The organism is Catellatospora sp. IY07-71, from assembly GCF_018326265.1.
Lineage (GTDB): Bacteria > Actinomycetota > Actinomycetes > Mycobacteriales > Micromonosporaceae > Catellatospora.
Genome location: NZ_AP023360.1, coordinates 2195829 through 2210338, shown reverse-complemented (window position 1 = coordinate 2210338; position 14510 = coordinate 2195829). Strand labels below are relative to the sequence as shown.

Sequence of the window (14510 nt, the reverse complement as noted above, 5' to 3'; positions counted from 1 at the left end):
GCTCACCCCGTGCTCGATCAGCCCGTCGTGGCCGGTGTCGGCGTCGGCGTGGGCGGTGCCGGGCTCGCCGGGGTCTGCGGCTGGTTGCCGCCGGCCGCCTCGAACTCCTTGATCGCCGCCTCCAGCGCCGCCAGCGCCTTGCCGTACGCCTCGAAGTTGCCCGACTGCTGGGCCGCGCGCAGGTCGGCGATGGCCTGTTTCACCTTGGCCGCGGCGGCGGCCAGGGTGGGCGACCCGGTGGTCGGCGGCGGCGGCTGCTCCGGCGTGGCCACCGGCGGCGTGCCCGTGGTGCCCGCGACCAGCTTCTGGATGCCCTGCTGCAACGTGTCCTCGAAGGCGATCTTGTCGCCGTAGCTGACCAGCACCTTCTTCATCAGCGGGTACGGGTTCTCGTTGCTGGACTTCAGGTAGATCGGCTCGACGTAGAGCATGCCGCCGCCGTACGGCAGGGACAGCAGGTTGCCCTTGACCACGTTGGTGCCCCAGATGTTGAGCTGGGTGCGTGCCGCGTCGAAGTTCTCCATGAGCTGCTGTGCCTGGCCGGGTCCGGGGATCCGGCCGTCCTTGTTCAGCTCCAGCACCTCCAGGTGCGGTTTGCCGTCGACGTACGACCCGGAGATCAGCGCGGCCAGGTTCTGCTTCTCCCGCGGGGTCACCGCGGCGGTCAGCTGGAAGCGCGGCTCGGTCTGCCCGGGCAGCTGGGTGAGCAGGTAGTACGGCGGCTGCTTGGCGTCCGCGCGACCCGCGGGGTCGTTCGGCACGGCCCAGAAGTCCGGCGCGTTGAAGAAGTCGTTGGCGTTGTTGACGTGGAACCGGGTGAGCAGGTCGCGCTGCACCTTGAACATGTCCGCGGGGTAGCGGAAGTGGCTGGCCAGCTCCGCCGGGATCTCCGCCTTCGGCTTGACCAGGTCGCCGCCGAAGGCGTCGTTCCACGCCCGCAGGATCGGGTCGGTCTCGTCGAACTGGTAGAGGGTGACCGTGCCGTCGTACGCGTCGACCGTCGCCTTGACCGAGTTGCGGATGTAGTTGATCTCCTGCCGGGCGAGCCGGAAGGTGCCGTCGCCGGTCAGCGAGTCGCTGGTCGCGTCCTGCAGGTCCACCCGCTGCGCGTACGGGAAGTTCGCGCTGGTGGTGTAACCGTCGACGATCCACACGATGCGCCCGTTCACGGCGGCCGGGTAGGGGTCGCCGTCCAGCGTCAGGAACGGGGCCACCTTCTGCACGCGGGTGCGCGGGTCACGCTCGTAGAGGATCTTCGAGTTGTCGTTGACCGCGTCGGCGAGCAGGAAGTTCGACTCCGCGTACTTGATCGCATAGAGCAGCCGGCGCCAGGTCGAGCCGATCTCCACGCCGCCCTGGCCGGTGTAGGTGTAGCGAGCGTCGCTCGCCTCACCGGTGGGCCGGTCGTACTCGGCGCTCTGCCCGCCGTCCGGCTTGCCGACGATGGCGTACTCCTCGCCCATCCGCTCGCCGTAGTAGATGCGCGGCTGCTCGACCGGCAGCTTGTCGGTCGCCGACGAGCAGCCCTGCTCGCTGCCCTGCGCCTGGCCGGTGAAGAAGCCGGAGACGAAGTACGGCTGCCCGGCGCAGACGGTGGTGTTGGCGGGCGCCGCGACCAGGCCGTAGCCGTGCGTGTAGACCGTGTGCTTGTTGATCCAGTTGCTCTGCGCCGAGGTCAGCTTGCCGTACTCGATCTCGCGCAGGCCCACCACGTAGTCGGCGGTCTTGCCGTCGATGGTGTACCGGTCGATGTCCAGCTTGTCGCCGAACTGGTAGAAGCTGCGCACCTGCGACAGCTGCGTGTAGCTGTCGGCGACCACGGACGGGTCGAGCAGGCGGATGTTCGGCACGATCGTCTTGTCCTGCGCGAGCGCGGCCGGCGGCACCACCGTGTCCGACGCGTAGGGCGTGTTCTTGGCCGTGTCCAGGCCGTACGCCGCGCGGGTCGCCGCGATGGTGCGGTCGATGTACTGCGCTTCCTTCACGTTGCGGCTCGGGTCGACCTGGAACGTCTGCACGCCCCACGGGTAGATGCCGCCGATGGCGACCGCCGAGATGGCCAGCAGGCCCAGCGCCACGCCCGGCCACACCAGGTTGCGCATCACCGCGTTCGAGAAGACCAGGATCGCGATCACGACGATCACCGAGATGTAGGTGAGCATCTCCTTGGCCGGCAGCAGCGCCTGGATGTCGGTGTACCCGGCGCCGGTCAGGTCGGTGCCGGCGATGGTGTCCAGCAGCAGCGCCCGGCGGTCCAGCACGTACGCGACCGCCTTGAGGCTGACGAACAGCGCGACCAGCCCGGTCAGGTGGGCACGGGCGCCGGTGGTCATCCGGTCGCCGGGGCCGGACAGCCGCACCCCGCCGTAGAGGTAGTGCACGCCCAGCGCGCCGATCAGCGCCAGCACGGTCACCGTGAAGCCGGTGTTGAGCAGGTACTGCCAGAACGGCAGCTTGAACACGTAGAAGCCCACGTCGATGCCGAACTGCGGGTCCTTCTGGCCGAACGGCTTGGCGTGCTCGAACAGCAGCCACTGCTGCCAGTGGCCCTGCGCGGCCAGGCCGGCGAAGAAGGCCACCGCGCCCGAGGCCAGCGCGAACCAGCGGATCAGGTGCGGCCCCAGCACATAGCGGTAACGCTCCAGGGCCTGCTGCTCCACCCCGGTGGGCGGCAGGAACGGGCGCAGCCGGTACGCCAGGTAGAGGTTGCCGAAGATGAACGCCCCGATGATCAGGCCGAACACCGCGAACAGCCCTATCCGGGTGCCGAGCTGCCCGGAGAAGACCTGGGTCGCGCCCAGTTCGTCGAACCAGAGCCACTCGGTCCAGGCCTCCACCACCCAGCCCAGGACGGCGAAGAAGATCAGCAGGCCGGTCAGCACGATGAGCCACGCGCGACCGCGCCGGCTCATGTGCGGCAGTTGACTTGATCGGTTGACCACGGTGGAAGCCTACGTTGCCGTGCAAGAGCGCGGCAGGGAGGAAGGCCTCCCACCGGGGCGTTCTCAGCTTCTTAACAGGAAGGCGGCGTACCGCCCGCGTTGATGGTCTTCAGCGCGGCCAGCGCGTCGTCCAGCGTGGCGACCTTCACCAGGGGCAGGTCCGGCAGCGCGTTCGCCTTGGCCTCTGCGCAGTTGTCGACCGGGGTGAGGAACCACTTCGCGCCCGCGTCCCTGGCGCCGTACAGCTTCTGCGGGATGCCGCCGATCGGGCCGACGTTGCCCTCGTCGTCGATGGTGCCGGTGCCCGCGATGACCTTGCCGCCGGTGAGGTCCTCCGGCGTCAGCTTGTCGATGATGCCCAGCGCGAACATCAGGCCCGCGCTCGGCCCGGCGATGTCGTCCAGCTTGATGTTCAGCGTGAACGGGTGCGGCTGCTTGGTGTCCACCTCGATGCCGACCCGCGGGGTGCTGTCGGTGTCCGAGGCGGCCTTCGTGGTGACCTCCACGGTGGCCGGCGCGCCGTCGCGGGTCACGCCGAGCTTCAGCGCGGTGCCGGCCGGCTTGGCCTGGATCAGCTCCAGCAGCTTGCCGTTCGAGGTGACCGCGGTGCCGTCGACCGTGTCGATGACGTCGTTCACCTTCAGCTTCCCGTCGGACGGGCCGCCCTCGACCACCTTGCTCACGGTCACCCGCACCGGGTAGCCCAGCTCGCGCAGCGCCGCGGTCTCCGCGCTGGTCTGCGAGTTCTGGAACGCCTCCTGGCCCTGCTGGTCGATCTCCTCGCGGGTCTGGTCCGGCGGGTAGAGCAGCTCGTACGGCACGACCGCCTCCTCGTCGGACCACCAGCCGCGGATCACCGACAGCAGATCGGTCGACGACTGCACGTTGACCGTGACCAGGCGCAGCTGCCCGTCGGACTTCGAGACCGCGGGGCCGCCGTCGCCGGTGACCGAGATGACCTCGTGGCAGCCCTTCGCCGCGTCCTTCGCGGCCGGGTCGCACAGCTCGCCGTTCTCGTCGACGGCGGTCAGCGTGTCCACGGTGGGGCCGGCGCTCTCCACGACGTACGGCACCCGCACCTGGCCGATGCCCAGCAGCAGCAGCACGGCAAAGGCGGCGCCCAGCACCACAGTCAACCCGCGACGTCTCATGGCGGCCAGCCTAGCCGGGCCCCTGCCCGACCCGCCGGACCCTGACTCGTCCCCGATCCTGCCCCCGCTATGAGTCAGTTGGACTCAAGTGCGCGTACGGTGGAGAGCGTGCCTGACACCCCGTTCGGGTTCGCCCTTCCGGGCGGCCAACCGCCAGATCCCAACGACCCGCAGCAGATGCAGCAGTTCCTCGCCGGGTTGCAGCAGCTCATGGCCATGTCCCAGTCCGGCGGCGGCCCCGTCAACTGGGACCTGGCCCGCCAGGTCGCCACCACCTCGCTCAACAGCGAGGGCGATCCCGCCGTGTCCGCCGCCGACCGCGCCGAGGTGGACGAGGCGCTGCGGCTGGCCGACCTGTGGCTCAACCCCGCCACCGCGCTGCCCAGCGGCCTGGTCACCACCGCCGCCTGGAACCGCAACGAGTGGATCTTCAACACGCTGGACGTGTGGCGCAAGCTCGCCGACCCCGTCGCCGAGCGCATGGTCGCCGCCATGGGCGATCTGGTCCCGCCGGAGGCCCGCGCCCAGCTCGGCCCGATGGCCTCGATGATCAGCAGCCTGGGCGGCGCCCTGTTCGGCGGCCAGTTCGGCGCCGCGCTGGCAAAGCTCGCCGTCGAGGTGCTGTCGGCCGGCGACATCGGCCTGCCGCTCGGCCCCCGGGGCACCGCGGCGCTGGTGCCCGCCAACATCAAGGCGTACGGCGCCGGCCTCGAACTCGACCCCGGCGAGCTGCGCCTGTTCGTCTCCCTGCGGGAGACCGCCCACCAGCGCCTCTTCGGCCACGTGCCGTGGCTGCGCGGGCACGTGCTCACCGCCGTCGAGACGTACGCCAACGGCATCCGGGTCGACCGGGAGGCCATCGAGGAGGCGCTGTCCCGGGTCAACCCCGCCGACCCCGAGTCGATGAGCGAGCTCCAGCTCGAAGGCATCTTCACCCCCGACGACAGCCCGCAGCAGCAGGCCGCCCTGCGCCGCCTGGAGACGGCGCTCGCCCTGGTCGAGGGCTGGGTGACCAACGTCGTCGAGGGCGCCGCCGAGGGTCGCCTGCCCAACGTGGTGCGCCTGTCCGAGACGTTCCGCCGCCGCCGCGCCGCGGGCGGGCCGGCCGAGCAGACGTTCGCCGCGCTGGTCGGCCTGGAGCTGCGGCCCCGGCGGCTGCGCGAGGCCGCCGCGCTGTGGGCCGCGCTCACCGAGCACCGGGGCGTGGACGGCCGGGACGCCCTCTGGGCCCACCCCGACCTGCTGCCCGACGAGGAGGCGTTCGCCGATCCCGTCGGCTACGCCGGCGGCGCCGACAGCGCCGTCTTCGACCTCAGCGCCCTGGACGACCTCGACCTCCCGCCCACCGAGGAGGGCCCCACCCCGCAGGACGGCCCCAAGCAGCCCTGACCGTCGCCGACATCGGCCTGTCACCTCTCACCCGAGGTGGCAGGCCGCCGTTTACTCCGCGCGGGCGTCGGCGGCGGCGATGCCTTCGAGGTAGCCGCGGGCGCGCTCGGTGCGGGGGTAGCGGCCGACCAGCTCCCAGAACCGGGCGTTGTGGCTGGGCACGATCAGGTGCACCAGTTCGTGTAGCAGCACGTAGTCGCTGACCCAGGACGGCATGTCGCGGACCCGCTCGGACAGCCGGATGGTGCGGTCGGCGGGCGTGCAGGAGCCCCAGCGGCCGTGCTGATTGGACACCCAGCGCACGCTGGCGGGCACCGCGATCGCGCCGAACTCGGTCAGGTAGCGGCCGGCCAGCTGCCGGGCCCGCACCGCCAGGTCGGCGTCGCTGCGCTGGCTGCGCAGGTCGCGGGCGGCGAGCCGGGCGAGCATCTTGCCGACCCACTCGCTCTCCTCCGCGCGGGAGAACTGGCTGGGGATGAGCACCACGACCCGCTCGCCCTCCCGGTAGGCGGACACCGTCCGCCGCCGGCGCTCGCTGCGCCGGACCTCAACCACGGGTTTGCGTGCGGCGGCCATCTAGTGACCGGCGCAGGCCAGGGGGCACCCGGGGGCGACCAGGGGGGTGTTGCTCACGGCATGGACGCTAGCGGCCCGATGCCAGGGTTCCGCAAGGGTCAATCTTGTGATCATCGCCAGAATTGCTGGGATTTGCCGAATTCGCCAAGAAAATTCTTCCGGCTGGTACGGCCCTGACCAGTCCGCATAAGGGGACATTGCTCAATGCACAGGCGACTTCCAGAAAATGCCTCATTTTCTACAAGCGTGATGACTCCGGCGTGTCCCGCGTAACCTGACTTATCTGATCGATCAGGGCAGGCAGACTTCCACCGTCACAGCGCGAGCGCCGGACGAGTCACCGTGGATCATGAGGAGGAATCGTGGCCGAAGAGAAGTACAACGGCTACTGCGTGAAGTGCAAGGAAAAGCGTGATTTCACCGGCAAGGTGGAGATCTCCAAGACTGGCATGCGGATGGCCAAGGGGCCCTGCCCCGTCTGCGGCACGACCGTGAACCGCATTCTCGGCAAGGCCTGAGGAACAACGGCAGACAGGAGCCCGCGGTAACCGCGGGCCCCTGTCGTCTACCCGACAGTTTTCCCCAAGATCTGTGGACAACGCAGGTCAGGCCTGTGGAAAACCTGATGATCACAGGGAACAGCCTGTGGAAAACGGGATCGGCCGGGGTCGCGGCTGGCACCGTGACCGGCTGTGAACCGCCCGCCGATGACCCGCCCGGCGCTGCTGCCGGGCCTGCGCCCGATGTGGCGCGACCCGCTCACCGTCCAGCTGGGCACCGACCCCGAGTACGCGGTCGTGCTCGAACTGCCGCACCGCTCCGCCGCCCGGCTGCTGGAGCTGCTCGACGGGTCCCGGACGGAGCGCGCGCTGCTGGCCGAGATGAGCCGCCTGGGCATGCGTCCCGACGACGTGTTCGCGGTGCTGGCCGCCCTCGCCGAGCGCGGTCTGGTGGTGCCCGCGCAGGCGCTGATGCCCGCCGCGCTGCCCGCGTCCCGGCGGGAACGGCTGGGCGACGAGGCCGCCGCGCTGGCGCTGCGCCAGGCCGAGACGGCGGGCACCCCCGCCCGCGTGCTGCAGCGCCGTGCCCGGGCGCGGGTGATCGTGGCGGGCACCGGACCGCTCGCCCGGCTGGTCGCCACGACGCTGTCGGACGCCGGGGTGGGCAAGGTCGGCGTGGTGGCCGCCGCGGGCGAGTCGGCGGCGGTGGCCGCCGGCCGGCCGGAGGCGCCCGCCCCGGCCGACCGGCCCCCGGGCACGCTGCGGGCCACCGACGCCACCTTCCGGGTGCAGGTCGGGTACGCGGTGTCCAGCCGCGGCACGCGCCGCCGGGTGCCGCACCTGGCGCTCGCCGTACGCGACGGGATCGCGGTGGTCGGGCCGCTGGTGCCCGCCTCCGGCGGGCCCTGCCTGCGCTGCCTGGACCTGCACCGCACCGACCGCGACCCGGACTGGCCCGCGCTCGCCGCCCAGCTCGCCGCCGGGCCGGGCCGGGATCCGTGCGCCGCGGCGACCCGGCTCACCGCGGCCGGTTTCGCCGCGGCCGAGGTGCTGGCCTACCTCGACGGCGCCGAGCCGACCACCGTCGGCACCACCGTGGAGATCAACGGGGTACGCCCCTGGCGGCGGCGCACCTGGACGCCGCATCCCGCGTGCGACTGCACCCGGCGCCGGTGACCTCGACATCTCCACACGGTCTTCACCGCTCAGGAGCGGCCGAAACGCGGCGAGTCGGCCACAATGGCACGGTGACCGACATCCCGCGCCGCGCCGTGTCCCGTACCGCCAAGCTGGCCTCGCTGCCCCTGGGTTTCGCCGGGCGCACCGTGCTCGGCTTCGGCAAGCGGGTCACCGGGCTGGCCTCCGACGTGATCTCGGCGGAGATCCAGGAGCGCACGGCCGAGCAGCTGTTCAGCGTGCTCGGCCAGCTCAAGGGCGGCGCGATGAAGCTCGGCCAGGCGCTGAGCGTGTTCGAGGCGGCGCTGCCGGACGCGCTGGCCGAGCCGTACCGGGAGGCGCTGACCAAGCTGCAGGAGGCGGCCCCGCCGCTGCCCGCGGCGACCGTGCACAAGGTGCTGGCCGAGCAGCTGGGCGCGGACTGGCGGGCCCTGTTCCGCGAGTTCGACGACGCCCCGGCCGCGGCCGCCAGCATCGGCCAGGTGCACCGGGCCGAGTGGAAGCTGCCGCGCAAGCGGGCGGGCGTCCCGGTCGCGGTGAAGGTGCAGTACCCCGGGGCGGGGGACGCGCTCATCGCGGACCTGACCCAGCTGTCCCGGCTGGCGGGCCTGTTCAAGGTGATCCAGCCCGGCCTGGACGTGAAGCCGCTGGTGACCGAGCTGCGCGAGCGCGTCGTGGAGGAGCTGGACTACCAGCTGGAGGCGGCCAGCCAGCGCGCGTTCGCCGAGGCGTACGCCGGTGACGAGGACTTCCTGGTGCCCCGGGTGATGGCCGCGGCGCCCCGGGTCATCGTCACCGAGTGGGTGGAGGGCATCCCGCTCTCGAAGATCATCGGCTCGGGCACCGTGGCGCAGCGCGACCGGGCCGGGGCGCTGATGGCCACGCTGCACTTCTCCGCGCCGGAGCGGGCCGGGCTGCTGCACGCCGACCCGCACCCCGGCAACTACCGGCTGCTGCCCGACGGGCGGCTCGCCGTGATCGACTTCGGGGCCGTGGCCCGGCTGCCGCAGGGGCTGCCCGAGCCGGTCGGCCGGATCACCCGGCTGGCGCTGGCGGGCCGGGCCGACGAGGTGCTGGCCGGGCTGCGCGGCGAGGGTTTCCTGCGCAAGGACTCCGACATCGACGCGCAGGCGGTGCTCGACTACGTGCGCCCGATGCTGGATCCGCTGGCCGACGAGGAGTTCCGGTTCAGCCGGGCCTGGCTGCGCGAGGAGGCGGCCCGGCTGGCGAGCCCGCGCAGCCCCGCGTACCAGCTCGGGCGGCAGCTCAACCTGCCCCCGTCGTACCTGATGATCCACCGGGTGACGCTGGGCTCCATCGGCGTGCTCTGCCAGCTGGAGGCCAAGGCGCAGTACCGGGCCATCCTGGAGCGCTGGCTCCCCGGCTTCGCCGACCCGGAGTGAGCCCTGCCCTTGCTGCGCCATGATCGCGGCTTGGTGTCGGAATGTGGGGCTGAGCCGCAGGTTTGGACACGAAGTCGCGATCAAGCGCCCTTATACGAGCGAAGCTCCCGCCCGGCTGAACAGCCCGGCGGGAGCTTCGGTCATCACTTGCTTAGCGCTGCGACAGATCACGAGCGCGCTTACGCGCACGGACCATGATCTGACGGGCGGAACGGGAAGCCTCAGAGGGGATGGTCTGAGGCTCAAGCATTCGGGCCCGGCTCATGACTTCGTGGATCATATAGATGTCGCTCATCTCGCTTCTCATTTCTTCGTTCCGTTTCTCGAGTAGTTGCGTAGCCGGCAGGCGGCTGGATTGGGTGTTGCGGAGTTGCTGCTCAGGCAGCGAGCCGGACCGCCTCGCGAGCGGTGACCGCGGCGACGCGCGCCTCGGTCTCGGCCACCAGGGCCGCCTCGCGAGCGAGGTCGTCCTTACGCGGACGGCCACGCGGACGCTTGCGCGCCACGACCGCACCACGCTCGAAGATCTCGCCGCCCCAGACGCCCCAGGGCTCCTCGCGCTCCAGCGCCCCGGAGAGGCACTCGACCTTGAGCGGGCACTCGCCGCAGAGCGACTTCGCCAGCTCAAGCTCCGCAGGAGCGTCGGAGAACCAGAGGTCCGGGTCGAACTTCCGGCAGGGCAGCTCCGCACCCAGCTCGACGCTGAAGTCGAGGGCTGGGGCCAACGCCAGACTCATCTTCCGGTCACCTTCCTTTCATCGCGATCTCGTGGATCGGCTTTCCATGGGGGGTGGAAATAACTAAGGCCGCGGATCCCGGTGTACGGGTTCCGCGGCCTCGAGGTGAGCCGGTGGTCTGGTCAGACCTTTGGTTTACCTCGAGGTGGAACACCGCCGAATCCATCGAGCTTGACGCCCGTGGACTCCTGGACCCGGTAGGCCAGGGTGGTGCTGGTGGTGCTGGGGGTGGTGCTCTTCAGGGTCATGGCGCCCGCCGGGGCGGCCGCCTTGATCTCGATCGGGGTCCAGGCCAGCTGTCGCAGGGCGGGCAGCTGGGCCACCGGCAGCAGGCCGGCGACGGCCGGGGCCGCGAAGCCACGGGTGGCGTGGCCACCGATGACGGCACGGTTCCTCGGCGAGACGGTGACCGACGGCGCGCAGGCAGCGGCGAGCGACGGCGACACAGCGTTCGGGGTCATGAACGTGATCTCCATGGGACTCGCCTCCTCTCCAACGCACCCTAGAATCGAACAGAACGTGAATCACCGCTCAGGAGCAGCACTGATGCGCGCTCTTGAAGGTGTGACCGAAGGTTATTCCTCCCGGGCGGGAGCGCGCAAACGGTTTTACGGCTCTGTTGCCAAATCTTTTTGAAGATCTTCTGAGCCGGGTTCCGCGGGCAGCAGATCATCGGGCGCCGCGCCGTTGAGCAGGGCCAGCACAGCCTGGCCGTACTTCTCCAGTTTGCGCGGGCCGATGCCCGCGATCTGGACCAGGCCCGCGTTGTCGGAAGGCTGACGTTCGGCCAGCGCGGTCAGCGTCGCATCGGTGAAGACGACGTACGCCGGCACGCTCTCCGCCTTCGCGGCCCGCGCCCGCCAGTCGGTCAGCCGTTCCAGCAGCTCCTCGTCCAGCGAGGACGGACACCCGGCGCACCGGCCGAGCTTGCGTTCCGCCCCGCCGAACAGGGTCGCCCCGCACACCCGGCAGCTCACGATCACCGTCTTGCGGGGCAGGCGCTGGGCCGGCCGCTCCGCCCGCTCGGCGCGCGGCGCGGTGCTGTGCCCACCGAAACCGGACAGCACGCCCTGGAGGAAGCGGCACGGGCGCCGGGGCCGCCCGCCCGGCGAGCGGGCCTCGCCGTAGCTCAGCCAGAGCAGGCGCCGGGCGCGGGTGACCCCGACGTACAGCAGGCGCCGCTCCTCCTCCAGCGCCTCGGGGCTGCGGGCGTACGCCGTGGGCAGGGTGCCCTCGGCGAGCCCGACCAGGAACACCGCGTCCCACTCCAGGCCCTTGGCCGAGTGCAGGCTGGCCAGGGTGACCCCGTCCACGGCCGGGGCGTGCTGCGCCTGAGCGCGCCGGGCCAGCTCGGCGTTGAACCCGGCCAGCCCGTCCTCGCCGCCCGGCTCCGGGCGGAACTCGGCGGCCAGCCGCACCAGCGCGGCCAGCGCCTCCCACTGCTCGCGCGCCGCACCGCCGGCCGGCTGGCGTTCGGGCTGCCAGCCCAGCCCTGTCAGCACGGCGCTGACCGTGCCGGGCAGGTCGTCCAGGCCGTCGTCGGTGCGCGACGCGCCGCGCAGGGTCACCATCGCCCGGCGGATCTCGGCCCGCTCGAAGAAGCGCTCGCCGCCGCGCAGCACGTACGGCACCCCGGCCTCGGCCAGCGCCTCCTCGTACGTCTCCGACTGGGCGTTGGCCCGGAACAGCACGGCGATCCCGGCCGCGGGAGTGCCCGCGGCGATCAGCTCGGCGCAGCGGCGGGCCACCGCGGTCGCCTCGGTGTGCTCGTCGGCGAAGACCCGGGCGTCCGGCTCCGGCCCGGCCGGGCGCTGGCCGACCAGGTCCAGCCGCAGCCGGGCCTCGCTGCCCTTCGCCTGCCGGATGACGGCGTTGGCCAGGCCCACCACCTGCGGCGTGGACCGGTAGTCGCGGACCAGCCGGACCACGGTGGCGTCGCGGTGGGTCCGCGGGAAGTCCACCAGGTAGGCCGAGGTCGCCCCGGTGAACGAGTAGATGGTTTGCGCCGCGTCGCCGACCACGGTGAGGTCGCGCCGGCCGCCCAGCCATGCCTCCAGCAGCCGCTGCTGCAGCGGGTTCACGTCCTGGTACTCGTCGACGACGAAGTGCCGGTACTGCGCGCGGACCTGCTCGGCGACGTCGGGATGCTCCTCGATGCCCCAGCACATGGCGCGCAGCAGGTCCTCGAAATCGATCACGCTTTGCTGCCGCTTGACCTGCTCGTAGGCGGTGTAGACGGCGGCGACCTGGGCCGCGTCGAGCGGGGTCTCCCGGCCCGCCTTGGCCGCCGCGACGACGTACTCGTTCGGCTCGACCAGGCAGGCCTTGGCCCACTCGATCTCGGCGGCGAGGTCGCGGGTGCCGGTGCGGTCGACCCGCACCCCGGCGCGCGCCGTGGCCAGGGTGACCAGCTTCGCCTTGCTCTCCTCCAGCGGCGGCATGTCCCGGCCGCGCAGCAGCCGCGGCGCGAAGTAGCGCAGCTGGCGCAGGGCGGCGGCGTGGAAGGTGCGGGCCTGTACGCCGTGCGCGCCCAGCCCGATCAGCCGCTCCCGCAGCTGCGCCGCGGCCCGCGCGGTGAACGTGACCGCGAGCACGTGCTTCGGCTGGACCTGCCCGGTGACCACGCGGTGCGCGATCCGGCTGGTGATCGCCCGGGTCTTGCCGGTGCCCGCGCCGGCCAGGATGCAGACCGGGCCGGCGGGCGCGACGACCGCCGCCCGCTGCTCCTCGTCCAGGCCGGCGAGCACCTGCGCGGCCGTGTCGGCGTCGGCGAATCGGGTCACAACAAGGAATCATCCCAGGTGTTGTGGATGTTGAGTTGCGTAGAGTCCCCCGGAGCCCCCGCTCCCCCGACCCGAGGATCGTCCATGCTGACCATGTACTCGACCACGTGGTGTGGTTACTGCCACCGGCTGCGCTCTCAGCTCGACCGGGAGGGCATCGACTACACCGTGATCGACATCGAGCAGGACCCGAACGCGGCCGACTTCGTGATGAGCGTGAACGGCGGCAACCAGACCGTCCCGACGGTCCGCTTCGCCGACGGCTCCGCCCTCACCAACCCCAGCATCATCCAGGTCAAGGAGCGCCTGGCGGCGATCGCGGACACCGCCGCCGAGCCCGCCTGAGCGCCTGCCCCGCGGGCCGGGCTCAGCTCGGCCAGCGGGGCGCGTCGAGGCGGACGACCTTGACGCGCTGGCGGCCGGAGCGCACGGCGCCCACGGAGGCCAGGGCGCGGGCGAGCTGGAGCGCGGCGTCGAGGGTGTCCGCCTCGGCGACCTGTCGTCGCTGCTCGGGGCTGCTGGTTTCATCGCGCAGCGGCGATTCGTCGAGGAACGACGCGACCACTTCCTCGGGTGCGAAGGGTCGTACCTCGGTGCGAACGATCAGGTACCGCATGCGCTGCTCCGTCACTGCCTGCCGGGCGGAGGTCGAATGTGGGTCCATGGGTGGAAGTTCCACATTCGGCTGATGTCATGCTTGTGCATTTCCCGAGCTGGAATCAAGCAAGACGCGACGATCGTCGAGCAGCACCGCCCGAACGGGTGACGGAGCGTAGTTTACTTCCGGCGTGAATCTTCGATGCGGGCGCTGATCCAGGATCGGGATCGGATCGGGTCGAGCGCGGCGTCGCTGAGCCAGCCGAACACCGTGGCGTACCGGTCGACGCTGTTGCGGTCGGTGAGAACCAGCTCACGGGCCAGTGTTTCCACCGCGACGGTCTCCGGGTCCTCCGGGTCGGGAAAGTGATAGATAGAAAATCCCGTATACGGTACGAAGTGGCGGCCGACCGTGGCGGTGCGCGGCAGTACTCTGATCGTCACGTTCGGTAACAACGCGAGCCCGGCCAGGTGGACCAGCTGCGCGTCGCGCACCTCGTCCGGTGCACCGCGGCCGGTCAGCGCCTGCTCGTCGAGGATCGCCTCGTAGCGCGGCGGATCGGGCGCACGGGTGAGGATCGCCTGGCGGGCCAGCCGCGCGGCCACCTCGGTCTCCGGCTCCTGCGGGGCGGGCGGCTCGGCCACCGGCCCGATCGCGGGCCGCTGGGCGGGCACCGGCGCGGACGCCCCCGCCGACAGCGACCACGAGGACAGGATGCGCACCCGCGCGTAGTCGGGCGTCTGCAGCAGGCCGGGCACCACCCCGAGGCCGTACTCCCGGATCCGGGCGCTGCCCGCCTCCAATTCGGCGTACCCCCGCTGCCGCTGGGTCATCACCGGGTAGGCCCGCAGCCAGGCCCGGGTGTTGCCGGCGTCGCGGGCGATCGCGACCAGCTGCTCGCGGTCGCGGCCGCGCACCCGGTAAAGGTCCAGCAGGTCCAGGACATCGGCCAGGTCGGGGCGGCTCCGGCCGTTCTCCAGCCGGGACAGCTTGGACTTCGCCGCCCAGCCGACCCGCTCGACGACCTGCTCCCCGGTGAGCCCGGCGACCTCACGCAGGCGGCGCAGCTCCACGCCGAGGCGCTGGCGGCGGACGATCGGGCTGGATCCTCGCGGCAAGGGGGACCTCCGTCGGGGCGACCGACTCCCAGGCTAAGCCGCCACCCCCGCCCCTCCCGCGCTCCGACACACCCTTTTCCCAGGTTGATCACGGTCCCAGGGTCGCGACACGCCGTCCATCACGTCCCCAAGTTCAT

Annotated in this window: 13 protein-coding genes; 5 read left to right on the top strand and 8 right to left on the bottom strand. The window is 71.6% G+C overall.

Features of this window, described 5'->3' with window-relative positions:
- Positions 1-17: 17 nt before the first annotated feature.
- Together CS0771_RS10065 and CS0771_RS10060 are read right to left on the bottom strand one after the other, a co-directional pair.
- The gene (locus CS0771_RS10065) at positions 18-2912 is read right to left on the bottom strand and encodes a UPF0182 family protein (protein WP_212840741.1); all 2895 of its coding nucleotides are present in this window, start codon (positions 2910-2912) and stop codon (positions 18-20) included.
- Between the two features lie 101 nt (positions 2913-3013).
- Positions 3014-4093, bottom strand: a complete 1080-nt coding sequence (locus CS0771_RS10060; protein WP_212840740.1) for a PDZ domain-containing protein — start codon at positions 4091-4093, stop codon at positions 3014-3016.
- 108 nt (positions 4094-4201) lie between these two features.
- On the opposite strand from CS0771_RS10060, the gene CS0771_RS10055 reads away from it, so the two are divergent.
- Positions 4202-5482: a zinc-dependent metalloprotease gene (locus tag CS0771_RS10055; protein WP_212840739.1), complete on the top strand. Its 1281-nt coding sequence runs from the start codon at positions 4202-4204 to the stop codon at positions 5480-5482.
- Between the two features lie 51 nt (positions 5483-5533).
- On the opposite strand, the gene CS0771_RS10050 is transcribed toward CS0771_RS10055, so the two are convergent.
- Positions 5534-6058: a M48 family metallopeptidase gene (locus CS0771_RS10050; RefSeq protein WP_212840738.1), complete on the bottom strand. Its 525-nt coding sequence runs from the start codon at positions 6056-6058 to the stop codon at positions 5534-5536.
- A gap of 362 nt (positions 6059-6420) precedes the next feature.
- On the opposite strand from CS0771_RS10050, the gene CS0771_RS10045 reads away from it, so the two are divergent.
- From CS0771_RS10045 to CS0771_RS10035, 3 genes are all read left to right on the top strand, one after another.
- Positions 6421-6576 (top strand): DUF5679 domain-containing protein, encoded by a 156-nt coding sequence (locus CS0771_RS10045; RefSeq protein ID WP_166381884.1) that lies wholly within the window; start codon positions 6421-6423, stop codon positions 6574-6576.
- Positions 6577-6750: 174 nt separating this feature from the next.
- Positions 6751-7734: a hypothetical protein gene (locus CS0771_RS10040; RefSeq protein WP_212840737.1), complete on the top strand. Its 984-nt coding sequence runs from the start codon at positions 6751-6753 to the stop codon at positions 7732-7734.
- A gap of 71 nt (positions 7735-7805) precedes the next feature.
- The gene (locus CS0771_RS10035) at positions 7806-9137 is read left to right on the top strand and encodes an AarF/ABC1/UbiB kinase family protein (protein WP_212840736.1); all 1332 of its coding nucleotides are present in this window, start codon (positions 7806-7808) and stop codon (positions 9135-9137) included.
- Positions 9138-9514: 377 nt separating this feature from the next.
- On the opposite strand, the gene CS0771_RS10030 is transcribed toward CS0771_RS10035, so the two are convergent.
- From CS0771_RS10030 to CS0771_RS10020, 3 genes are all read right to left on the bottom strand, one after another.
- Positions 9515-9874, bottom strand: a complete 360-nt coding sequence (locus tag CS0771_RS10030) for a WhiB family transcriptional regulator (protein WP_212840735.1) — start codon at positions 9872-9874, stop codon at positions 9515-9517.
- A gap of 122 nt (positions 9875-9996) precedes the next feature.
- On the bottom strand, positions 9997-10350 hold the full coding sequence (locus tag CS0771_RS10025; RefSeq protein ID WP_212840734.1) for a hypothetical protein: 354 nt from the start codon (positions 10348-10350) through the stop codon (positions 9997-9999).
- A 132-nt stretch (positions 10351-10482) separates the two neighbouring features.
- Positions 10483-12657: an ATP-dependent DNA helicase UvrD2 gene (locus CS0771_RS10020; protein WP_244870714.1), complete on the bottom strand. Its 2175-nt coding sequence runs from the start codon at positions 12655-12657 to the stop codon at positions 10483-10485.
- Between the two features lie 84 nt (positions 12658-12741).
- On the opposite strand from CS0771_RS10020, the gene CS0771_RS10015 reads away from it, so the two are divergent.
- A complete protein-coding gene (locus CS0771_RS10015; RefSeq protein WP_203742971.1) occupies positions 12742-13002 on the top strand; it encodes a mycoredoxin in 261 nt (86 codons plus the stop codon).
- A gap of 22 nt (positions 13003-13024) precedes the next feature.
- Here the strand turns inward: CS0771_RS10015 and CS0771_RS10010 are convergent, their stop codons facing one another.
- Complete coding sequence (locus tag CS0771_RS10010) at positions 13025-13273, bottom strand: hypothetical protein (RefSeq protein WP_203742973.1); 249 nt, start codon at positions 13271-13273, stop codon at positions 13025-13027.
- 161 nt (positions 13274-13434) lie between these two features.
- Positions 13435-14373, bottom strand: coding sequence for a helix-turn-helix transcriptional regulator (locus tag CS0771_RS10005; RefSeq protein WP_212840733.1), 939 nt, complete (start codon positions 14371-14373; stop codon positions 13435-13437).
- Positions 14374-14510 lie beyond the last annotated feature (137 nt).